General features: G+C 37.8%; 22 protein-coding genes. 5 read left to right on the top strand and 17 right to left on the bottom strand.

The features are described from left to right. Positions 1 to 185: 185 nt before the first annotated feature. The 3 genes from V7083_RS12585 to V7083_RS12570 form a co-directional block, all read right to left on the bottom strand. Positions 186 to 551 carry a CotD family spore coat protein gene (locus V7083_RS12585; RefSeq protein ID WP_335478198.1) on the bottom strand — a complete coding sequence of 122 codons (366 nt, stop codon included), beginning with the start codon at positions 549 to 551 and terminating at the stop codon, positions 186 to 188. A gap of 345 nt (positions 552 to 896) precedes the next feature. Next, positions 897 to 2165 carry a ribonuclease H-like domain-containing protein gene (locus tag V7083_RS12575; protein WP_335478194.1) on the bottom strand — a complete coding sequence of 423 codons (1269 nt, stop codon included), beginning with the start codon at positions 2163 to 2165 and terminating at the stop codon, positions 897 to 899. Continuing rightward, positions 2156 to 4459 (bottom strand): DEAD/DEAH box helicase, encoded by a 2304-nt coding sequence (locus V7083_RS12570; protein ID WP_335478192.1) that lies wholly within the window; start codon positions 4457 to 4459, stop codon positions 2156 to 2158. Before V7083_RS12570 ends, V7083_RS12575 begins: the two co-directional genes overlap by 10 nt. A 136-nt stretch (positions 4460 to 4595) precedes the next feature. Between V7083_RS12570 and V7083_RS12565 the strand changes: the two genes are divergently transcribed. Continuing rightward, positions 4596 to 5294, top strand: coding sequence for a Crp/Fnr family transcriptional regulator (locus V7083_RS12565; protein WP_335478190.1), 699 nt, complete (start codon positions 4596 to 4598; stop codon positions 5292 to 5294). 42 nt (positions 5295 to 5336) lie between these two features. Here V7083_RS12565 and hcp read toward each other — a convergent pair whose 3' ends face one another. Then, positions 5337 to 6623, bottom strand: a complete 1287-nt coding sequence (gene hcp, locus V7083_RS12560; protein ID WP_335478188.1) for a hydroxylamine reductase — start codon at positions 6621 to 6623, stop codon at positions 5337 to 5339. Positions 6624 to 6815: 192 nt separating this feature from the next. On the opposite strand from hcp, the gene V7083_RS12555 reads away from it, so the two are divergent. Continuing rightward, a complete protein-coding gene (locus V7083_RS12555; protein WP_335478186.1) occupies positions 6816 to 7298 on the top strand; it encodes an Hsp20/alpha crystallin family protein in 483 nt (160 codons plus the stop codon). 27 nt (positions 7299 to 7325) lie between these two features. Here the strand turns inward: V7083_RS12555 and V7083_RS12550 are convergent, their stop codons facing one another. Beyond that, positions 7326 to 7871 carry a YppG family protein gene (locus tag V7083_RS12550; RefSeq protein WP_335478184.1) on the bottom strand — a complete coding sequence of 182 codons (546 nt, stop codon included), beginning with the start codon at positions 7869 to 7871 and terminating at the stop codon, positions 7326 to 7328. Between the two features lie 184 nt (positions 7872 to 8055). Between V7083_RS12550 and yppF the strand changes: the two genes are divergently transcribed. After that, on the top strand, positions 8056 to 8259 hold the full coding sequence (gene yppF, locus V7083_RS12545) for a YppF family protein (protein ID WP_335478182.1): 204 nt from the start codon (positions 8056 to 8058) through the stop codon (positions 8257 to 8259). A gap of 43 nt (positions 8260 to 8302) precedes the next feature. Here yppF and V7083_RS12540 read toward each other — a convergent pair whose 3' ends face one another. Both V7083_RS12540 and V7083_RS12535 read right to left on the bottom strand, forming a co-directional pair. After that, positions 8303 to 8566, bottom strand: a complete 264-nt coding sequence (locus V7083_RS12540; protein ID WP_335478180.1) for a hypothetical protein — start codon at positions 8564 to 8566, stop codon at positions 8303 to 8305. Between the two features lie 343 nt (positions 8567 to 8909). After that, a complete protein-coding gene (locus V7083_RS12535) occupies positions 8910 to 9887 on the bottom strand; it encodes a DUF2515 domain-containing protein (RefSeq protein WP_335478178.1) in 978 nt (325 codons plus the stop codon). A 188-nt stretch (positions 9888 to 10075) separates the two neighbouring features. Between V7083_RS12535 and recU the strand changes: the two genes are divergently transcribed. Continuing rightward, positions 10076 to 10684, top strand: a complete 609-nt coding sequence (recU, locus tag V7083_RS12530) for a Holliday junction resolvase RecU (RefSeq protein WP_335478176.1) — start codon at positions 10076 to 10078, stop codon at positions 10682 to 10684. Between the two features lie 35 nt (positions 10685 to 10719). Beyond that, a complete protein-coding gene (locus tag V7083_RS12525; protein ID WP_335478174.1) occupies positions 10720 to 13296 on the top strand; it encodes a PBP1A family penicillin-binding protein in 2577 nt (858 codons plus the stop codon). A 19-nt stretch (positions 13297 to 13315) separates the two neighbouring features. Here V7083_RS12525 and V7083_RS12520 read toward each other — a convergent pair whose 3' ends face one another. The 10 genes from V7083_RS12520 to panB form a co-directional block, all read right to left on the bottom strand. Continuing rightward, entirely contained in the window at positions 13316 to 13672 is a 357-nt protein-coding gene (locus V7083_RS12520; protein WP_335478172.1) for a YpoC family protein, read from the bottom strand. Then, on the bottom strand, positions 13665 to 14327 hold the full coding sequence (gene nth, locus V7083_RS12515; RefSeq protein ID WP_335478170.1) for an endonuclease III: 663 nt from the start codon (positions 14325 to 14327) through the stop codon (positions 13665 to 13667). The genes V7083_RS12520 and nth overlap by 8 nt, the downstream gene beginning before the upstream one ends. A 72-nt stretch (positions 14328 to 14399) precedes the next feature. Then, positions 14400 to 15101 (bottom strand): DnaD domain-containing protein, encoded by a 702-nt coding sequence (locus tag V7083_RS12510; protein ID WP_335478168.1) that lies wholly within the window; start codon positions 15099 to 15101, stop codon positions 14400 to 14402. A gap of 129 nt (positions 15102 to 15230) precedes the next feature. Next, the gene (locus V7083_RS12505) at positions 15231 to 16421 is read right to left on the bottom strand and encodes a pyridoxal phosphate-dependent aminotransferase (RefSeq protein WP_335478166.1); all 1191 of its coding nucleotides are present in this window, start codon (positions 16419 to 16421) and stop codon (positions 15231 to 15233) included. 28 nt (positions 16422 to 16449) lie between these two features. After that, positions 16450 to 16926, bottom strand: a complete 477-nt coding sequence (locus V7083_RS12500; RefSeq protein WP_335478164.1) for a cell wall elongation regulator TseB-like domain-containing protein — start codon at positions 16924 to 16926, stop codon at positions 16450 to 16452. Between the two features lie 108 nt (positions 16927 to 17034). Next, a complete protein-coding gene (locus tag V7083_RS12495) occupies positions 17035 to 17880 on the bottom strand; it encodes an ATP-dependent DNA helicase (RefSeq protein ID WP_335478162.1) in 846 nt (281 codons plus the stop codon). A 46-nt stretch (positions 17881 to 17926) separates the two neighbouring features. Beyond that, positions 17927 to 20734, bottom strand: coding sequence for an ATP-dependent DNA helicase DinG (dinG, locus tag V7083_RS12490; RefSeq protein WP_335478160.1), 2808 nt, complete (start codon positions 20732 to 20734; stop codon positions 17927 to 17929). Positions 20735 to 20844: 110 nt separating this feature from the next. Further along, positions 20845 to 21228 (bottom strand): aspartate 1-decarboxylase, encoded by a 384-nt coding sequence (gene panD / locus V7083_RS12485; RefSeq protein ID WP_335478158.1) that lies wholly within the window; start codon positions 21226 to 21228, stop codon positions 20845 to 20847. A 26-nt stretch (positions 21229 to 21254) separates the two neighbouring features. Next, on the bottom strand, positions 21255 to 22103 hold the full coding sequence (gene panC, locus V7083_RS12480) for a pantoate--beta-alanine ligase (protein ID WP_335478156.1): 849 nt from the start codon (positions 22101 to 22103) through the stop codon (positions 21255 to 21257). Continuing rightward, the gene (gene panB, locus V7083_RS12475) at positions 22100 to 22936 is read right to left on the bottom strand and encodes a 3-methyl-2-oxobutanoate hydroxymethyltransferase (RefSeq protein WP_335478154.1); all 837 of its coding nucleotides are present in this window, start codon (positions 22934 to 22936) and stop codon (positions 22100 to 22102) included. Before panB ends, panC begins: the two co-directional genes overlap by 4 nt. Between the last annotated feature and the right edge of the window lie 364 nt (positions 22937 to 23300).

Below are 23300 nucleotides of genomic sequence, written 5' to 3'. Positions count from 1 at the left end.
CCTTTTTAAAAATTCCCAATTCATAGGATTTATAACCAGATATTGTTAGAACTTTAATAAAGGTCACACTCCTTTATTAACTCATTTAGCTAATGATCAACTCTTTTTCTTAACAGCATACCATACATGCCGATAATAAATAAAAACAAGGGCATAAAGCCCCTGTTTAGTGACATAAACTAATTTTAAGGTCTTCTTCTCATAAACGGACCTGGTCCAAAACCAGGGGCTCCCATTCCAGGGGCCGGCATTCCATAACCTGCTGCTCCAAAGCCCGGTGCAGCGTTTGGTACTGCATTCGGCAAAGCATTAGACATCGGCATCGCTGCTTGAGGGGCACACGGATTACAGCAGTTAATATGCTGATTGCAAACCTCCTCACAACATGAAGATGTTTGTGGGCAATAGTGCTTATGCTGAAACATATGATGATTAATCGTTGTTGTGTGAATTGGATGAATGTGCGGAACCACAGTAGTTGAAAAAGTATGGTTCACAAAATTTGTTGTTGGATGAATGACCGGAGGTGTAACATTAGCTCCAAGAAACATATTAAGTTCTCCTTCCTTTCGGTTATTTTCTATTTACATTAACAGCCTATGAGGAAAGGAGTATTCTTGTACTAATGAAATGACCTATTTTTGCCGATTAGGACAAACTCAGATTTATAAAAATGTATAAAAACTGTCTCTTAAGCTTGAAAAGATGAAGGCAGTCAAACATACCACGACGAAAAATAAAACTAAAATTGCCTTATACATAATACCAGCTCCATAAAGATTTTAAACTTATTTTTTACTCAACACAGTTTAAAATTGTACCTCTTTATTTGGAGCAAGACAATATGGAATTGGTAGTTTTATAGCAATTAATTATGAAATTTTTGTTACATTTTTTTAATGTAACTCGTTCAATAGTTTCTTCTCTAAACGCTTGAGCCTTTTTTGAAATTGCTCAAGTGACTGGTCACCAGAAATTTTAGGGATTTGGACTATTTTTAATAGGTCAATAGCTTTATAGCAATAATCAATGGCTAGCTCAATATTTTTAATCCGGTGCTCATGAATCTTCGCAAGTTCTAAATAGGATTCAAGAAGCATCTTCTCATCAGAATCTGAAGTCGTAATCTCTTCAAATAATTTCCTGGCCGTTTGCCAGTTATTGTCTTTTTTATATTGGTAAGCTAATGTTAGCTTTGCTTTGCAAGATGTCAAATCATGATGATCCATGAGACTTGTAAGGAATTCTTTGGCTTTCTGCTTTTCTCCCAAGGCATCAAACCAACGTCCAACCTCATATGATTCCATTCTCGTTTGGGCCTGGTCGACCCCACAAAGTTGAAAAGTTAAGTGAGTGTAAAGGGTAACCAGTGAGAGGATATCGATTTCATTGTGTTTCATTACACCCAAAATTCCTTCAGGATTTTTATTTTCAATAAAATCGTAATAAATCATCGGTGCAAGATAGCCTGGAATATCATCGGTTCTTTCAATCCCAAGAACTTCCTTTTCCACAATAGATAGCTTTAAACGCTCTAATTTGTGCTTCCAAAGCCTTCTGGCAGCATGAAATAAATCAAAATGGCCAAATGCCGGTAATTTAGGAACATGATCTCTTACAAGTGTGTGTCTTGTTTGGACCTGTGGCCAATCAAAGGCTTTCCCATTATAAGTAACAAGCGTTTTGTAATTGACCTTTTCCAGAAAGCTCTGATATAAAGGTATTTCTGCCCCTGGGTTTGGCAGTAAGTGCTGCCTAAGTAAAAGATGATCCCCCTGTACACTGGCATATCCCAACAGAAAGATGGTATTGCCCACTCCTCCGCCAAGCCCTGTTGTTTCAGTATCAAAAAAGAATAAATCCGCCCCGTTAAACCCCTGTGCTGATAGCGGATGTTTGATATGAGTTTCATTCCACAGGTTAATTGCCTTTAAAAAATCAGCAAATTGATAATGACCGTGCTTATGGGAAAGAGGGAATCTCACCTCACGTATGAAACAATAGGTCCCATCAAAAAAAAACGGTGAAACTTGTTCATTTTGCCATCTTTCTAAAAAAGGTATTTCCACTTTTCCTTCCCTATTGGGTGATACTTCTGTTTTTTCAACCCCTTCACCGAGTGAAAGATGGGGTTTTAGGCGATTTAGTTTATTTTTCAAAGACATTGCGATACATCCTTCTCCGTTTCATTTGACGATAATAAAGCTTCAAGTATTCTCACGGCATCTCTTTTCGCTGTCTCATTTATAGCCTCGGTTCCAATACAGGAAGGGCACCCCGATTCACACTGGCATTGGGCAACCATATTTTTGGTCTCGGATACTATGTCCTGAAGTCCTGTATAAATCTTTTCACTTAAGCCAATGCCTCCAGGATATCGATCATAGAAGAAAATCGTTGGCTTTTCATTATGATCCGCCTTAACCTGTGGGATAACATGTATATCTTGCGGATCTGACATCACGAATAAAGGTGCTATATGGTTAAGAGCATGTGCTGCTCCAATAAGACCTTGTTCCATTCTCTCTTGCTCCCAGTCAGCAAGATTGCGATTTAATGAGATCCAAGCCGCATTCGTATGAAGCTCCTCCTCAGGGAGATGGATGGGGCCAGACCCAATGTTTTCATGGGTTTCAAATTTAATTTTTTTAAAAATCGTCGCCATGGCTCTGACACTGACATCCCCATAACCTATTTCTGCCTCAGACTTGCTTGTTAATCTATCTACTTCTAACACTTTTAATTGAACAGCAAGATTGGCATCGGTAAAATAATCTACAGCCACTTCCCGAACAAAGGCCTTTTTCTCCTCCCAATCCAGCTTTTCTACCTGGAATTGTATACCTTGATGAAGATAGATTGCTTCATCATGCAAAAGGGTCATAGCTGAAAAACGATCCATTTCTCCAATGACCTTAACGTTGGCAACATTGGTTTTATCTACAATGATGACATTTTCTTGAGAGGCGGAGCGCAAACTGATGTTATGTGCAGGAAAGGAATCATTCATCCAATACCATTTATCACCATTACGATATAGAACGCGTTCTTCCGTTAAATACTCTAAAAATTCCTCTGTTTCCACTGTTCCAAATTTATCACCGGCTTTAAAAGGAAGCTCATAGGCCGCACATTTCATATGATCAATTAAAATAATCAGGTTATCAGGATTAATTCGAGCCGTTTCCGGGCTTTTATTAAAAAAGTATTCTGGGTTTTGAATGATATATTGATCCAACGGGCTTGAACTGGCGACCATGATCACCAACGCCTCTCCATGCCTTCTCCCTGCTCTTCCGGCTTGCTGCCAGGCACTAGAGATAGTCCCGGGATAACCGGTCATGATACATACCTGAAGTTGGCCAATATCCACCCCCAACTCCAAAGCATTGGTACTGACCACACCGTAAATATCACCTGAACGTAAACCTTTTTCAATCTTTCTCCGTTCAGTAGGTAGATATCCGCCGCGATACCCCATAATTGACTTTTCACCCAATTGACTTTTCACTAATTCCTGTAGATATGTCAGAATGATTTCCACTCTGACTCTACTTCTGGCAAACACAATGGTTTGAATTTTATTTTTCAATAATTCCCCGGCAATTTTACGCACCTCAAGTGTAGCGCTTTTTCTAATATTTAACGGTTTATTGACAATGGGGGGATTATAAAAGAGAAAATGCTTGATCCCACTTGGAGCTCCATTATTATCGATGAGCTTCATCTTTTCTTCTGTTAAATTTTTAGCCAGTTCTAATGGGTTTGCGATTGTAGCCGAAGTACAAATAAATACAGGATTGCTACCATAATAGTTGCAAATTCGTTTTAGTCTTCTGATGACATTGGCTACATGGCTGCCAAACACGCCACGATATGTGTGTAGTTCATCAATAACGACAAATTTAAGATTTTCAAATAGTGACACCCATTTTGTATGATGCGGAAGAATTCCGGAATGAAGCATATCAGGATTCGTAATGACAACATGTCCTGCTTTTCTTACCCGTTGCCGAATATTTGCTGGAGTATCGCCATCATAAGTATAACTGTTTATTTCGACACCAGCAGATTGGATGATTTCATTGATTTCACTTTTTTGGTCCTGGGCAAGAGCTTTTGTCGGAAACATATATAATGCTCTAGCATTAGAATTTAGCAAAATCGTCTGAAGAACTGGCAAATTGTAGCATAATGTTTTCCCCGAAGCAGTAGGGGTAACCGCCACAATACTTTGTCCTGACATAATTTGCTCATAGGATGAGTGTTGATGAGTATAAAGCTGATCAATCCCCCTTTGTTTTAACGCGTCTCTTAAGGCTGGATGTAAATTTGCCGGCAGGGGTACAGTCTTTGCCTCTTTTTCCGGAATAGTTCTCCAAGTAACAATATTTTCTTTAAATTGTTCATTAATTTTTAATTCGTGTATAAGATTATGTAGATTCTTTCTCCATTGCATACCGTTCACCTCATATCTATATTTTAGCGAATAAGCGTTCGGAACAAAAGGAAAATTCATTTATTTAATAGGATAACTATTTGGTAATTTTTTTGTTACAATGAGAATAATTGATTCTTTAATTGAAGGTGATGACATGAAGATAGAGGAAATTAAAAATGTTCTATCAGAGTTTACTCTTTTTCGGAATTTAAATGATATAGAGCTTTCGAAGATAACGGATATTGCAATTGTTAGGGAATGGAAGAAGCAAAGCCATGTGTTTCTCCAAGGAGATCCTTTAGAAAATGTTTATTTTATTTATAATGGGAAGGTTAAAATCTATAAGAGTGATGTAAACGGCAAAGAACAAATCGTGGCAATAGCCAAGAAAGGCGATATGTTTCCCCATGTTGGTTTTTTCCGCAAAGGCGATTATCCAGCCTATGCTGAAGTCCTTGAGCCATCCACATTAATCGCTATTCCCATTTCCAGATTTGAACATGTTCTGATTGAAAATCCAGAACTATGCATCAAGGTGTTCAGGGTTCTGGGAGAGAAAATTGTTGACTTACAAAATCGTCTAGAAGAACAAATCCTTAATAATACCTATGAACAAATTATCAAGCTCCTTATTCGCCTGGGCCAAAAACATGGGACAGAGCAAGAAGACGGTACCATTCTATTAAAAGCGGAATTCACGAATAAAGACTTGGCCAATATGATTGGGACGACTAGAGAGACCATTAGCAGGACTTTGACAAAAATGAAAAAAGAAGAATTAATTGAAGTAGATGATGAAGGAAACATGATTTTAGATATAGAAATTTTAATGGAAGAAATTAATTTGATATAAAGGAAATACCGCAGCTCAATTGCTGCGGTATTTTTGTATTTATTATTTAAGCATATCAGCCATATCTTCTTGGGCTGTGCCAATTAATTTTAAATTAAACGTTTCTTGTAGGACATTTAATACGCCTTCAGAAATGAATTCGGGTGGTTTTGGTCCGATTCTGATATCTTGAATTCCGAGACTGAATAGTCCCAATAAAATCGCTACTGCCTTTTGCTCAAACCAGGAAAGAACGATACTTACCGGTAGTTCGTTTACTTCACATCCAAAAGCATCTGCCAATGCTGCAGCAATTTTTACAGTCGAAACAGAGTTATTGCATTGGCCCAAATCAATATAACGAGGAATATTGGTTCCAGGCACCGTACCGTAGTCCACATCATTAAAACGGAATTTCCCGCAGGATGTTGTTAAGATCACTGCTTCAGGCGGGAGGGATGTTGCAAGCTCACGATAATAGTCCCCGCCTTGTCCAGGTGCATCACAGCCGGCAATGACGAAGAACCGTTTAATTTTTCCAGTCTTGACTGCATCGATTACTTCTGGTGCAAGGCCAAGTACGGTTTCATGGTGGAAACCGGTGAGTAACGTTTCGTCTGATTCGATTGCAGCATCAGGAAGCTGCAGCGCTCTATTAATTAACGGAGTAAAATCGTCGTTGATAATTTTTTCGACACCTTCTAGACCAGCAACTTCATAGGAGAACATCCGGTCTGCATATGTACCTTTAATTGGCATTACACAGTTTGTCGTCGCTAAAATCGCTCCTGGAAACTTTTCAAATAAGCGACGTTGATCATACCAAGCTTTTCCGATATTCCCTTTTAAATGGGAGTATTTTTTTAATGCCGGATAACCATGAGCAGGCAACATTTCAGAGTGAGTGTAGATATTAATTCCTTTGTCTTCAGTTTGCTTAAGCAGTTCTTCAAGTGCGAACAGGTTATGTCCGGTTACAACAATACTTTTGCCTTCTATCTTGTTTTGAGTAACTGTGATTGGTTGCGGAATACCCAAACGTTCAGTATGCGCCTTATCAAGCAATTCCATAACCCTAACAGCGGCTTGCCCCACCTGCATGGCCATATTAATATGTTCCTGCACATTAAAATTCGAATTGGTTAATGTCATATATAATGCTTCATGAGTTGTTGCATCTACGAAGGAATCTGTGTATCCCAGCTGATTGGCATGTGTCCGATAAGCAGCAATCCCTTTTAATCCAAACACAATGGTATCCTGCAAACTTGCGATTGTTTCATCTTTTCCGCATACACCAACTACTTTACATCCTCCTGAAGGAGTTTGCTCACATTGATAACAAAACATTTTTTTCCCTCGCTCTCATTTAATTACAGTTTAAGAATACAAATCCTGTCACACTTTTTGTGTGATTTAGATCACACAAATAGAAATTGACATAAATCGTTCAAAAATTTATTACCAAATTATGACTAAACACCTACTCATACTATTTTGCATATGATATCGTGAAAAATTTTGAAAGTGAGGGCTTTTAGGATGGCATCGAATTTTCCCGTTGATAAAAACAACTCAAAAAAACCAATTCCTGATCCCTTTGGCGAATTGGTTAAATCCATGAACAACTTTTTTTCAGAAAAGCCCATTAAGGGTTTTTTACAATCAATTGATGATCTTTTCAAAACACCTTTTCCGTTTGAAGGAGGTTTTGTTGCTGAGACAGTGGAATCAGGAAATGAATATATCGTCACAGCAGAACTTCCTGGTGTAAAAAGAGAACAAATCCATCTTAATATCACCGGTAATTACTTAACCATTTCAGTAGAAAACAAAGAACTAGAGACAGCCGAGGATCAAAACCGGCAATTTTATAGCCGCAGATTTGTCCAGCAGCGCTCTTCCCGTACGATCTCCCTTCCGCAAGCCATCAACGAAAAGAAGATCAAAGCCTCATACCGTGATGGATTACTTCAAATTCGGATTCCTCGGGAACAAGGCAAAATTATTGAGATTGATGAATAAAAAAGACGGCGGATTCGCCGTCTTCTTTTATGCTTTAAAGATTCCTCCAAAACCCTTTATTAAACTTCCAACTTGGGTCACTGCATTGACCATTTGCCCTGCAGTGTTAACCATTTTATTAAAGTCTACTGACCCATCCTGTGATTTAAATGAGTTCATGAATGACTGCATACCACCTGGCTGTTTTGGAATAACATTATTTTTAGGGTACGGATTCATGATCGGGTAACCATTCATCGGCATATACGGTTGTTGAATCATCTCTTCTTTTGGTTGTAGTGGATTATGGAACAAAAATTGCGAATCCTTCTGGTAATGTGATTGATTAAAATTTGGAACATGTTGAGTAGGGAATCCGGGTTGGGCTCCTTGAAGTTGAAAACTTTGCTGAAGATAGGAACTTTGCTGCTGATATGGCTGCCACCCATAATTTTGGGGTGCTAATGGATATGGAAAGGGTTGTTGAGTCCGGAAGTACAAAGGGTTCATTTGCTGACTATATGGAACGTTTTGCATCATTTGCCCGGGATTCCCAAATTGATTATTCCTATATTGCTTCACTCTTTCAAACATGGGCAAACACTCCTCCGCATTTATCACTATTACAAACTATGTGGGCAAACAGGGAGAGGTGACTCATATAAATATGAAACTTCCTGTCAAAATGCCGAGAATTTTGTCTGAAGTTTTAATTTTATAAAAACAAGAAATTGTTTTATTTCGTGTTACTATAAAAAAAATGGAGGGGGAGCAAAACATGAACATTGGCGATTTAAAAACCAGATTCATTCAAAGTCGTGATTACAGTACAGATGATGTTAATACACTAATGGATTTTGCCAAAAAAGCCTATATTCAAAATGAAATAAATATTAAAGAATATAGTCATCTCGTCCGTGAACTCGAAGAACTAGGTGCAGTCATGCCGGATCATATTGAAAACTCCCTCATTGAGAATTAAAAAAATGAAGAGATGCATTGCTGCATCTCTTTTCTTTATCCCTTTAATAACCCATTTTCAGCTTTAGCGTATTGGCTGATTGAGGTGAAAGAACCCTACCCTCTGTTACTTGTATATTATTCCATTTGGCTTCCATGTTTGTAAGTTTTGTTACTACATTTGCAACTTTTATCTGCTCTTCCCTTTTCATTCTTACTCGTTGTTCGGAGAAAGAAGCTTCAAGTGCTAACTCTAAACATTCCAATTGATTATTAATCCCATTTAGCATCGCTAACAGCTTCTCTTTATCAGTCATTCGTCCACTCATTTTTAAGACCCTCCCCGCAGATAATTACGTTATTAATTCTATCTTTTTCATACACTTCCTTCCTGCTTGACAAAACTAGAAGTGATTCGTCAAAGAAAGCGTCCATTTGGCATGTACTTTTTTTCATTCGACAGAAACATCCGAATGAAAATTTGCATTACCGCACATGATAAAATTGGAGGTGGAAATGATGACGAAAAAGAATAATCAAACTAAAAAGCAAGCTGGACAATCACAAACAGAACAACGGGTTGGATATGGCGATAAAAAGCTAGAGGGACCAAATCGGCCAGCAGAATAAGCAAAATTTTTAAAGCAAGGGAAAATACCCTTGCTTTTTCTCTTATTCCCACTTCTTTAACTGTAAGGTTTGGTGGAATGACTGCAACAGTTGAAGTTGATAGGCTTTATTATAGTACCAATCCGTTAAATGAATAGGATGGCGATGACGGGCGGGACCGTATAGCCATGTTGGAGAAACCATCCGATGTTTACTCCAATCAACAGTAGCCCTTTGATGATGTTCAACAATTGGAAAAGTCAATCTAAGAATTGGCGTTTTCCCAGGTGTTTTTAATTTAAAATATTGTTCATAATCTGACCTAGATCCGGTATGAGGGGTTTTCTCGGCAAACTCAAAAAAATAAGGGTATAACCGAGGATGAAACAGAATGCTAGCTAGCCTTTTTCCAAGGTTAATTCTTTTAGACAAACTCCTAAAGCCATTCACACTTGCCCCATACACCTCTCCCCCGCATGTTGGAAATAATACACAACTAAAATGAAGCCAATCTTGAAAGTTAAATAAAAATGAATGGAACACCTTCTTCTGATAGATGGGATGTTCAATCACCGGGGTTTGAATGACATTTTGCTCATTAATAATTAAAGCAGTTGTCAACCGATTTTGGTCTTTTTCTTTCCAATATCGAATCCATTCTTTTTGAATAAAAGAAGAAACCTCAAAATAAGGTAGTAAGTGAAACAAAGGACGGCCTGATTTCGTCGAATATTGGTAGAGCAGCAATTGCGGGAATACATCATGAAAAATAAGCCAATTAGCCCTTTCATATGTTAGAAACAGCTGTTTTCTAATTTGAGGTGATAATAATTGTCGAAAAGTGGACCCTTCCAAATCACACATATTCCACCCCCCGTTCCGTGAGACCATACTGGCGAGGAAGGACCACAATATATCCGAATTCTTTTTAAAATATGTAAAATAGGCATTCGTTCTTGAGATATTATCCTTATTTTTAAGTTCCGTTTCAGTTTTAATTTGACGAATGATCATTTCTTCGTGTATGGTAATGGGATTCATATGATTTTGATCATCCCTTTAAGTTAATAGTTTATAAGTTAGAGGTTATTGGTGTGTATAAAGAATCATTTCTTTTCATGTGAGAATTAGTACAATTGATATTAGGGTTTGCTAGGTATCACATATTATTCACCCTATTCTGCTTAGATTTGTTATCATAAGGTATGTTATAAAGAGGTGTACATATCATGAATGTTAATTACCCTAATGGAAGAAAGTTTGTACGAAGGAAACAGGAAGAATTAGTAAATAATACCAAAAAGAGTACCTATAGTAATAGAGGGATGACGTTAGAAGAAGATTTAAATGAATCGAATGAATATTATCGTAACAGAAAAATTGCTGTCATCCATAAAAAACCTACACCGATCCAAATTGTTCAGGTAGATTATCCGAAGCGGAGCGCAGCTGTAATTAAAGAGGCCTATTTTAAATTAGCCTCCACTACCGATTATAATGGAGTATATAATGGAAAGTATGTTGATTTTGAGGCAAAGGAAACCATTAACCCAACCTCATTTCCATTAAAGAACTTCCACCAGCATCAAATTAGTCACATGGAGGAAGTAGTTGGTCAGGGAGGAATTTGTTTTGTAATCATTCGATTTACTAAATGGGATAAAGTCTTTTTACTTGAGGCAAAGCATTTATTTATCTTTTGGCAAAGAATGTTGGATGGTGGCAGAAAATCCATCACTAAAGAAGAAATAGAAGAGGTTGGCCACCACATTCCACTAGGATTTCAGCCAAGAATTGATTATATTAAAATATTAGAGAGACTTTACTCTTTTTATTGAGGGAAATGAATGATTTGAAAGGAAGGAATTTCAAAATGGCAGATCAATACCAATCTAGGGAGGAGCGCCGAAAAAATCTCCAGGCAAAAGGCCAACAAAAAACTAAGAAAAAGCCACGTGGACTATTTAAAAAAATTCTACTCTTTTTGGTTATCTTTGGTTTCATTTGTTTAGCTGCTGGAGTTGGCACTTTCGCCTATTTAGTGAAGGATACACCTACACTTGATCCTAAATTACTAAAAGACCCCATTCCTTCAAAGATTTTAGATAAAAATGATCAAGAAGTGACAGAGGTTGGAGCCGTCAATCGGGAATATGCTAATTATGCAGATATTCCAAAAGTGGTTGAAAACGCAATATTAGCTACCGAGGACTACCGTTTTTACCAGCATCATGGGATTGATCCAATTCGCTTAGGCGGTGCGATTCTAGCCAATTTTCAACATGGCTTTGGTGCTGAGGGAGGAAGTACGATCACTCAACAGGTCGTTAAAAACTCTTTCCTGACCCATGAAAAAACGTTAAAGCGTAAAGTGCAAGAAGCATGGCTTGCCTATCAACTTGAGCAAAAATATACAAAACACCAGATTTTTGAAATGTATGTTAACAAAGTGTTTGTTTCTGAAAACAGCCACGGAATTGCCACTGCGGCCAAAATTTATTATGGAAAAAGCTTAAAAGAATTAACATTGGCGGAAGCCGCGCAAATTGCCGGTATGCCACAAAGTCCTAACAACTATAATCCATTTACCCATCCAGATTTGGCAGAGAAAAGAAGAAATATCGTATTAAGCCTGATGCATCAACATGGTTATATTACCAAACAGGAAATGGAAGATGCGATGAAGGTTTCGGTTAAAGACGATGTGTTAAAACCCGAACAACGTAACGTAAACGATAAACCATTTGACCCATTTGTCGATGCTGTCATAGATGAAGTTAAAAACAATACGGATTTTGATATTTTTACAGATGGATTAATCATCCATACTACCTTGGATAGAGATGCTCAAACCTATGTGGATGGACTATTGAATACGTATGATAATATACCATTCCCTGACGATCAGTTTCAGGCTGGAGTGGCCTTAATTGACACCAAAACGGGTGAAATTCGTGCCCTTGGCGGTGGCAGAAATCCACAGGTTGCCAGAGGGTTTAACTATGCAATTGATACGAAAAGACAGCCCGGTTCCACGATAAAGCCTGTTCTGGATTATGGTCCCGCTATTGAATATTTGAACTGGGGAACATATCAAATGATTGAAGACAAACCAATTACCTATTCAACCGGTAAAAAGTTTGGCAACTGGGACCAGTCTTATAAAGGGGCCATGACAATTAGAACGGCCTTGCAGCTTTCAAGAAATACACCTGCTGTCCAGGCACTTCAGCAAGTCGGTCTGGATAAAGCGAAAGAGTTCGCGGTTAACCTTGGCATTCCTTTAAAGGAAATTTATGAATCCTATGCCATAGGTGGCTTTGGCGGCAAAACCATTGGTGTCTCCCCTCTTGAAATGGCAGGAGCCTATGCGGCTTTCGGTAATAATGGAATTTACAATAAACCTCATGCTGTCGTAAAAATTGAATTGCGTGATGGAACTGAGATTGACATGGCTCCAAAGCCTAAAGTAGCGATGAAAGATTCAACTGCGTTTATGATTACAGATATGCTAAAGAGTGTGCTAGTTTCTCCGGGTACAGGTACAAGAGCCAGTGTTCCAGGCTTACCAATCGCCGGAAAAACAGGTACAACCAATTACTCAGAGGAAGAAATGCGACAATGGGGAATTACTAGCAGTAAATCAGTCCCAGACTCTTGGTTTACTGGATACACCACGAATTATACAGCATCCATTTGGACTGGATACAGTGACCGTAAAAACCCCATTACAGCAGTAGGAGACAATCAAAGAATCGCTCAATTAATCTTTAAAAATTTAATGACTTATGTGTCCAGGGACGTTACAACACCTGATTTCACCATGCCTAGCAGTGTTGTAAAAGTTAAGATTGAAAGAGGTACGATGCCGCCTGTCCTAGCTAGTTCGTACACACCAGACAGTATGGTCACAACAGAGTATGCTGTTAAAGGTCATATACCAAAGACTGTATCCGAAAAATATAAAAATATCGATTCACCTACTAACGCGAATGCAAAATATGATGAAACAAATCAACAAATCAACTTGACCTGGAGTTACAATAGCTCTGGAAGCAACCCAAAATTTGAGGTAACCTATAGCGATGGTAAAAATACGAAAAAGGTTACGGTTTCAGATAAAAGCTTAACCATTCCTGCAAATCCAGGAACTAAATACTCGTTCTCGATTGTTGCCATAGTGGATGGTCGAACAAGTAATGCGGCTTCTACATCCGTTGAAATTCCAAGTCCGCAAAATGATCAAACCGGAAATGTAGAAAACGGTAATTCAAACGGAAATAACAATGGAACCGGGAATAATAATAATAAAGGCAATGGGAATAGTGGTAACAACAATAATAATAATGGCAATGGCAATAGTGGTAACAATAATGGGCCTGGTCAAGGAAACGGCGAAACTCCCCCTCCTACAACAGGAGGACAAACAACAGGTACAAATGGAACATAAATTGAAAAAACGTCCAGAATTATGGTCTGGACGTTTTTCTTTGGATATTTTTTTTTGCCAACTGCTTTTTTTGTTCTGTCACTAATTCTGATAATTGGCGATAGGAATGATGTAGGTTTGGTCTGGACATGATAAACTTTAATCTTTCCTCTAGATTAACAGGCTTCCACTCAAGCTTCTGATATGGGATCGAAAATTGATCGCTATAGGGTTGATTATTGGCTACCATCAAGAATTCAATGAACAACTGTATTCCTTTATCCATCAATTTCTTTGCTTCTATTTGGTTTCGTTCACGGAATGATTTCTCAATAGATGGTTGTATTCCTTCCCATTCCTTGAGGATGCTAGAAATGATGATCATTTGGTCATCCATTTACTTCCGCAGCCCCTTTCATTCTTTTCTTCCCTTCACGGCAAAGTTCCAATAATGGACAGCTAGGGCATTGGGGATTCTGTGCTTTACAATGATACCTTCCAAAAAAAATTAATCGATGATGGGTTTTTGACCATTCTTCTTTCGGTACCTTCCTCATTAAAGTTTTCTCAACTTCTAGCACAGAGTCTTTCCACCGACATATACCTAGACGTTTGCTCACCCTTTCTACATGGGTATCGACGGCAATTGCCGGGATATCGAAAGCAACGGAAACCACCACGTTAGCCGTTTTCCTTCCTACTCCAGGAAGTTTTGTCAATTCATCTCGATCTTTGGGTAATTCTCCCCCATATTCCTCCAATAGTAATCGACATAAGCTTTGGATGTTTTTGGCTTTATTGCGAAAGAGTCCAATAGAGCGAATGTCATTTTGTAGTTCCTCTAATGTGACACTTAGATAATCCTCTGGTGTTTTATATTTTTTAAATAATTCCTTAGTTACTTTGTTTACTAATGCATCCGTACATTGTGCAGATAAAGATACGGCAATAACTAATTCAAAAGGATTGGAATGGTAGAGCTCACAATGTGCTTCTGGAAACATTTCGCCGATTTGGTCTAAACAATATCGAATTTGGGTGTTATTCAACATGACATTCACCTGCCTGGTATCGTGTAAAATGAAAATAAACGAGAGAATATTGTCCTCTCGTTACATGCCTAATTATTGCTCAAGCCAATTATAGAAAGGGACTGATGTTGAATGAGATTCCTCTCGTCCAGTAGTAGTTTTCTGGGTTTGTTTTTGCCTGAATTTTTTTCCGTGATTTTTAGCTTGTTCGATGGTTTTAATACCGTTTTTCTTCCATTCAAATAGAATTCGATCGATATAACGGAAGTTCAATTTTCCTGACATGACAGCCTCTCGTAACGCAGCCTTTATTATAACCGGATCATGGTGGTCATCATCCATCCACATCGCAAGAGATTCGCATTCAAATGGTGATAAAGGACGACCAAATTCCTTTTCAAAACACGTATATAAATCCATCTCATCTGATTTCTTATTTTGTTCTTGGCTGCTTTTCTGGTTAGATAGAAATTGTTCAACCAGTCTTTCCCATAAAGGCTGAATAGAATATTTCTCAAATCGGATCCCTTCATGTGAATATTCTTCAATAATTTCCAAAAAACCTCTTTGCATCAATCTTCTTAGCATTTCATTGCAATCTGGAATGGAAATGGTCATTCGTGCCGATAATTCTTCTGGAGTAGGAAATTGATTACCTTTTTCTAAAAAAGTAAGAATATTTAAAAGAAGAACAAGTTCAGTCTCGTTCAAATTCAGATTTCGATATTCAGAAAATAATAAGGTTGGAATAGTAATATTACCTTCTTGAAGCCAAGATAATAGAGTAGCTTTCATAGTTTGGACACCTCCAAAATAGTATAACATGAACTTTCAATTTTAAGTAAGAGGATTTAGGTATCCAACTTTGGTAAGGAAAAACAAAAAGTCTGCCTGTGTGCAGACTTTTTGCAATAGATTGTTTAATTATGCTTGAACCTTAGCCGTCATAAACTGCTGTATTCTCTCGATGGCTTTTTCTAGTTGTTCTAATGAAGTTGCATAGGAAAGGCGAATATTATCCGGAGTACCGAAACCGGAGCCTGGAATCACCGCAACTTTTGCTTCTACAAGTAATGCTGCAACAAAATCATCCACATTTTCATAACCTGTCATGATTGCGGCTTCCTTAACATTTGGATACAGATAAAAAGCTCCTTGTGGTTTTACACAAGTAAAACCTGGGATCGCGATTAATTTCTTATAAATAATTTCAAGTCTTTCTTCAAAAGCCTTTCTCATTTCCTCTACCGGCTCTTGAGGTCCATTATAGGCAGCAATACTTGCATATTGTGCCGTGGTCGTTGGATTGGAAGTGCTATGGCTCGCAAGATTAGTCATGGCTTCAATAATTTGTTTATTACCGGCAGCATAACCAATTCTCCAGCCTGTCATTGAATGAGACTTGGACACACCGTTAATAATAATCGTTTGCTCTTTTAGTTCAGGAGAAAGTTGAGCAATTGAAACATGTTTAGCTCCACCATAAACTAGCTTTTCATAGATCTCATCAGAAACAATTAGAATATCTTTTTCAAGGCAGATTTTACCTAATTCCAATAGCTCCGTTGCGGAATACATAACCCCGGTTGGATTGCTCGGTGAATTGATAATAACAGCCTTTGTTTTATTGGTAATGGCATTTTTTAATTGCTCAGGAGTAATTTTAAAGTCATTTTCTTCTTTTCCATCAAGGTAAACAGGGATGCCACCTGCCAATTTAATTTGTTCAGGATAACTCACCCAATATGGAATCGGAACAATGACTTCATCACCATCGTTCAAAAGAACTTGAAATAACGTGTAAAGTGCATGCTTAGCTCCATTTCCCACAATAATTTCATTAGGGTTATAGGAGATGCCTTGGTCTGTTTCAAATTTTTTAATAATAGCTTTTTTTAATGCAGGTAAACCGGCTGAAGGCGTATATTTAGTTTGTCCTTCGTACATGGATTTTTCTGCAGCCTCTAAAATATGTTTTGGGGTATTAAAATCAGGTTCCCCTGCACCTAGACCAATAACATCGATACCTTGTTCTTTTAATTCTTTTGCTTTTGCTGTAATTGCCAGTGTTGAAGAAGGTGTAAGAGCTAACACCCGATTTGCTAATTCTACCATACCTTAATTCCTCCATTCACCTTTTCTGTCAAAGATTCTCAATTTTTTTTAGCCATTCACCGGTTTCGAAATGGATATAATAATAATTTATTAAGTTATTATCAGAACGATAATAGATCTCCCATAAGGGGATATTCTTTTCCATTCCCAACCTGACTGATATAATCTTTTTAGGATTACTCTCTTCTTTTAGTTTTTGTATAGCCTCTTGTTTGGACAGACCATTCTTGGCTTTTTTGATAATCACTTTTTTACTTTTTTCAGGAATCCAAACAATTACCTTTTCGCCTTTTTTATTTTTGCCCTCAATAACAAATACCCGCTCAAGACCGTTATAAATATGAAAGTCCTGAACCTTACTGAATTGAATCTGTTTTTTAGCAATTGTTAGGGCTTTGGCCTCCGCAGTTTTCACAGGCCCAGTAGCGTTAACATATATTTTGATCGTGGCAGCCAAGATTCCAATGAAAATAATGACAGCCAAATATATCCACTTTTTCAACATTCACTCACTTCTTTATGTAAAATACTATTCCCTATTATAACAGGTATCAATAAAACTTGCTGAGAAACTCACGCATTTTTTTAAATTTTTTCACTTCAATCCTTTAAGTTATTCCTCTTCTTCAATCGGAATCGTAATGGCCTCATATTTTGAATCCGTAAATTTAACCGTAACGGTTCCATGCCGTTTAGTAAAATATACTTCAGACCATGTTTTATGAAGGTCATGGAGAATCTTAGGATCCGGGTAGGAATCCTCTGAGGCAAAAAGAATTGAAATTTCAGGATTTAGATATTGGATAAAGGCTTCGGACAATGACTTTTCCTCTGAACAGTTTGGAGTTTTAAACACATTTATTCCGTCCAACTTTTTGTGCATGAGAGTCTCCTCTGACTTTTCACTCAATGAAGACATTAGAAAAATGCGGTGTTTATAAAAGCGTAGTAAAAAATCCAAGCCTTCATATGGCTCATTACCGACATATTGTACTTCAGCCGTTAAATCGGGAATGGTCGTTTTTTTGGTGCCAATACCCCATACAGTTATTTGCACCTGAGCTTCCGGGTCAATATTTTTCTTAAGCCAACCTTCATTAGCAGGTGTACTAATAATTTCTTTAATGTTATATTTTGAAATAAATTTATTAAGTCTTGGGACAGCTAGGTTCTGAACATCCTTAGAAAGGATTAAAGTTTGAATTTTCTTTACATCATAAAGAGCCAACCAGTTTACCAGCTCTGCTTCAGTGTTCTTTCCGCCGGTATTTACTAAGATATTTTCACCATTAGGGCCTTGAATTAATGTTGCCTCTCCTGCGGACAAACCTAAAAAAGTAATGGCCATTTCATGGTTCTTTAAATTTAAGTCGATATTCTCCACCTTGCCAGTGAAAGAAGCTTGGACCATAGTGGCACCTGGCATTAATAGGGCAATTAGAATCAGTAAAATTTTCATACACAATCCTCCCTTACGATTAGGATGTGTAATTTTCCAATATTTATCATAACCAAGAAAGAATAATTTTGACTAATTTATTCATTGGTGCTTTTTTTATCGTGACTGGAGGGATGGATTTCAGAAAACTCTTTCCATATTGAGTATTCACGATTCTTTTATCAAAAACAATGACAATTCCCCGATCATTTTCAGTTCTGATTAACCTGCCAAAACCTTGTTTAAATTTTAGAATGGCATCGGGCAGTGAATATTCCTTAAAAGCATTTCCTCCACTTTTTTCAATGATCTGGCATTTTGCTTCAGTAAATGGCTCATCAGGAGGACTGAATGGCAGCCTTACGATGATTAAGCAGGATAGATCTTCACCGGGAATATCTACACCTTCCCAGAAACTGCTTGTTCCCATTAGAATGGCTTTGTCATATCGTTGGAAGTTTCTTGTCAACCTAGAACGACTTCCCCCGCTGATTCCTTGGGCAATTAGCACATAATCATCGAGAAAACCACTCTCCTTGATTAATTCATGTGTTTTCTTTAACATATCATAGGCCGTAAATAGAATGAGCATCCGACCTTTAGTAGCCTCTGCAATGGTAATAATATGTTCCGTTATGGCAATCACATACTCATCTAAGGAAACTGTTTTTACTTCAGGTAAATCCTCCGGAATTAAAAGTTGAACTTGCTCATGATAATGAAAGGGTGATGGGATCGTTAAGGTATGTACAGAATTTGAGCCCAGCCCCATTTCTTTTTTTATATAATCAAATGAATCATTAACGGTTAGTGTAGCAGAGGTTAGAATGCCTGCTTTTTTCTGTTCAAAAAGCTGCTGCTTTAATGCAGGTGCTACCGAAGCAGGTTGTGCCATGAACGTCGTAACATTTTGCGGAGACCTCACATCCATTTCAATCCATTTAACAAAGTGGGTATCTGTGATAAAACAATGTTTAACAATCTGCCTTAGGTTATCTATTTCTTTGAGGAATAAGGCAATTTCTTCGATCTTTGTCTCCTGATCGAGTGTAAGAATTTTATGTTCTTTTTGAATCAAACCCAATCTGTTCTCAATGGAAGAATGAACATCTTTTAAAAGAAAAATCAGTCTTTCTGCACTATGAATAAGAGCTCTTTTTTCTTTTGAAAAGTCGGTCTCTGAAAAACGAACTTTTGCCTTATAAAAGCCTTTTGTGTTGCTTTGTTGACTTTTGGCAAATATAGCGATCAATTTAAAAAATTCATCCATTTCAAAAGTAAGATCTATAACCATTTGATTTAATTCAAAGGTATGTAGAGTAGGTTCCTCTGAACTAGGGACCTTGGTTTTGATTATTTCCTCCAACTCATAAAAAAGCTGTTTTTGTTCGTACTGTCCAAATTGCCCCAGTAATAAACGAGTTGATAAATAATCAAGTGAATATCCAAAAAATCCAATGGCTGTTTTTTCAAGATGATGAGCTTCATCAATTATGACATAATCATATTTAGGTAAAACAGTTCCATTCTCTTTTAGATCACTTAACAGCAAAGAATGATTTGTAATGATTATTTCTGCCTTTTCTGCAGCCAGCTTTGCTTTATGATAAAAATCTCTTTCTATCCATTCAGGGTCACTTGGAAAGAGAGAAGGATCATTTTTAATTTTATTCCAAAAAAGAGATCCACCACTCGAAAGATTCAATTCATCCTTGTCACCGGTCTCTGTCTCCGTTAACCACACAAGAATTTGCATCTTCGTTAAAGTGCTATCATAATTATCACTTTCTTCATCCAACAATGTTTTCTTAAATTTTTTTAAATCAATATAATGGCTTCTTCCCTTTCGTAAAACGGCCGTGATTTCGAATGGAAGTATTTTATTTAATAAAGGTATTTCCTTTTTTAAAATTTGTTCTTGCAATTGAATCGTATGTGTACTCACAATGATGGGTTGATTTGTAAGCTTGGCAAAATAAGCAGCAGGTAAAAGATAACCCATTGTTTTTCCAACACCAGTACCTGCCTCAATCAAGGTATGATTGTCATTTTGAAGACTGTTAAAAACAGCATCCATCATTTGAAATTGCCCTTCTCTCGTTTCAAAAGAAGGGAAGCTATCTTTTAGCATCCTGATTTTTTCTGATTCACCATTCGGATATTGCAAATCTGTCTGATTACTAAGCAACTTTTGTTTTTCCGGTATTTTTTTCAGAGCAATCCCTTTAAAAATTTCAAAAGCGTCTGAATGCTCTTCTTCATTGAAACTTATTTCTTCTAGCATTTCTTCTAGGAATTGCTGTAAATCACTTTTTAGACCACCCGATAACGGCATCAGCCTTCTGAGTGTTACAAGTGGTAGCTGACAGAAACGTTTTATTAAGATTAAAAACAGTTCGGCGGTTACAAGTGCATCACTATCAGCTTGGTGTGGTCGGTCATGCAGCAGATTTTCTCTTTCAGCAAGGTCGGACAACTTATAGCCATCAGCTGTTGGGTATAGGATTCTGGCCATTTCAACTGTATCGAGAACTGGGCCATAGAAACCGGGGAACCCTGCCTGAATCAATTCCTCTTGTAGAAAAGAGAGATCAAATAAAACATTATGGGCAACAAAATAGGCGTCTTTTAATAAGGAATTAACTTTTGGGGCAATTTCTGCAAAAAGAGGAGCATCCTTAACCATTTCATCCCGAATCCCAGTTAGTTCTTCAATAAAAGTTGGTATTGTTTTTTGCGGATTTAGGAAAGAGGAAAATTTCTCTGTAATAACCCCATTTTCAATCACCACAGCCGCAAATTGGATGATTTTGTCCCCTTTTTTAGGGAGATTTCCGGTAGTTTCTAAATCCACTACAACAAATTTATTTTCCATTTTCATACACTCCAAAACTTCGTTCCTTAAACGGTATCACAAAAAGCGCAAAAAGAAAACTCATTGCCCGTTTTAAGTCAATTAGTAAAAAAAATCCCCAATAATGGGGATTACATAATAGTATTTGCCGGTTCAGCGTGAATTAGTTCTTTAATTCGATTATATTCATCCATGATGGCAACTTTTGGATGGTGTGTTGGGACCTTCTCTTCAGGAATCAAGGCATAGGAGATGATAATCACAATATCTCCTTTTTGGACTAGTCGAGCCGCAGCGCCATTTAAACAAATAACCCCGCTGCCTCTTTCCCCTGGGATAATATAGGTCTCTAGACGGGCACCATTGTTATTGTTTACGATCTGTACCTTCTCGTTTGCGACCATCCCAACTTCATCTAAAATATCTTCATCTATTGTGATACTGCCAACATAGTTCAAGTTTGCTTCTGTGACTGTAGCTCGGTGAATTTTACCGTTCATCATGTGGCGAAACATCTTAGTTTGTTCCTCCTCTTTATGGTTTAATCTATATCTAAAATCAAATTATCTATCAACCGTACCTTAGAGAATTTTACAGCAAGTGCGATGATAATCCTACCCTTTATTTTTTCCAGTGGTTTTAAATTAGGATAGGAATAAATATCAACATAATCAACCTCTCCATCAGATTGGTTTGTAATCATCTCTTTAATAAAAGAAATCAGCCGTGCAGGATTCCGTTCACCCATTATAATTTCCTCTTTGGCTGATTGTAAACTTTTATTGAGAATAACAGCTTGCTCTCTTTCATGCGGTAACAGATTTACATTCCGGGAACTCTTCGCAAGTCCATCTTCCTCTCGAACAATATCAACTGGGATGAGTTCAACCGGAAAATTGAAGTCTGAAATCAAGCCTTCGATGACAGCAACCTGCTGGGCGTCTTTTTTGCCAAAATAGGCCCTAGAAGGCATCATGATATTAAATAATTTGGTAATAACCGTTGCTACCCCGTCAAAATGACCTGGTCTGGATTTACCGCAAAGGACATCTGTGCGATCCTTGACAACTACACTTACAGATGGTTCAGTTGGATACATTTCCTCCACCGAGGGAAAGAAAAGATAATCCGCCTTCTCACACTCTGCCAAAGCACGATCCCGTTCAAAATCACGAGGATAAGTGGAAAAATCCTCTTTTGGACCGAATTGAAGTGGATTGACAAAGATACTTAAAACGACAATGTCATTTTCTTTGCGTGCTTGTCTTAATAATGTTAAATGTCCCTCATGCAGAAAGCCCATGGTTGGGACAAACCCAACAGATTTTCCCTGACTCTTTTGTTTTAAAAGCTCTGCCTGCATTTCGTTTATCGTGGTGATGACGTTCATCCTTGACCTCCATAAAGCACCTTTAGTTCTTCTTCTTTCATCGTAAATGAATGTTTATCTTCAGGGAATTGCTGATTCTTCACTTCATTCGTGTAGGCTTGGATCGATTCAATGATAAATGGATTGACGGAATGATATTGTTTGACAAACTTCGGTACACGTTCCACTCCATAACCCAGGATGTCATGATAAACAAGAACCTGTCCATCCACCTCAATACCAGCCCCTATACCGATTACAGGGATGTTAAGCTCCTTGGTCACTTCCTCTGCCAACTGTTTAGGCACACATTCAAGCACGATCATAAACGCACCGGCTTCTTGACATTTTTTAGCATCATCTATTAACTTTCTTGCTGCCTCGGCATCTTTACCTTGGACCTTGTATCCGCCCAGTACTCCTACAGATTGTGGGGTTAAACCTAAATGTGAACAAACAGGAATCCCAGCACTTGTCAGGGCTGAAATTTTTTCAATTACATCATCAGCCCCTTCCAACTTAACGGCATGGGCACCTGATTCTTGAATAATTCGACCGGCGTTCATTAATGTATCTCTTACAGACAGGTGATAGGTTAAAAACGGTAAATCGGTAACAATAAATGTATCCTTTGCTCCTCGTTTAACTGCTTTCGTGTGATGGATCATATCATCAATCGTCACTGGTATCGTGGAATCATAGCCCAAAACGACCATTCCCAAAGAATCACCGACTAAAATCATGTCTACTCCGCCTTGTTCTGCAAGCTTTGCAGATGGGTAATCATAAGCTGTCAGCATGACGATTTTTTCATTTTTCTCTTTCATTTTCAGAAAATCTGTTGTTTGCTTCATACTTTTCCCTCCTTGTAATGGGGAGAGGAGATACAACGATGGAGGAGCAAATAAAAAGATCCTTCTGAAGGCAGAGGATCTTTAGCTACTCTATTACATGTTCATCCCTCTGTCCCGGTCCGTTATACGGATCTAGGCAGAAACCTTTTTAATTGTAGTATTCCAAAAAGGTGCAGTTCCTGTAGGATACTGCCCATAAAAATTATAGAAAAATTATGCAAAAAGTACAAGTAATTTCTTTTAATAACGTTTTAATGGTGGTTGATTTGCACACAAGGCACTTCACTCTCGGCGGCCGTTCTTCTTCAGTAAACGCAGTTAATAAATATTGGGACCGACTTCTTCAGACACCTGTGGCCTGGAT

It is taken from the genome of Bacillus sp. JJ1764, assembly GCF_036962145.1.
Lineage (GTDB): Bacteria > Bacillota > Bacilli > Bacillales > Cytobacillaceae > Neobacillus.
The sequence above is the reverse complement of the archived record's forward strand: the minus strand, read 5'-3'. Positions and strand labels throughout refer to the sequence as shown.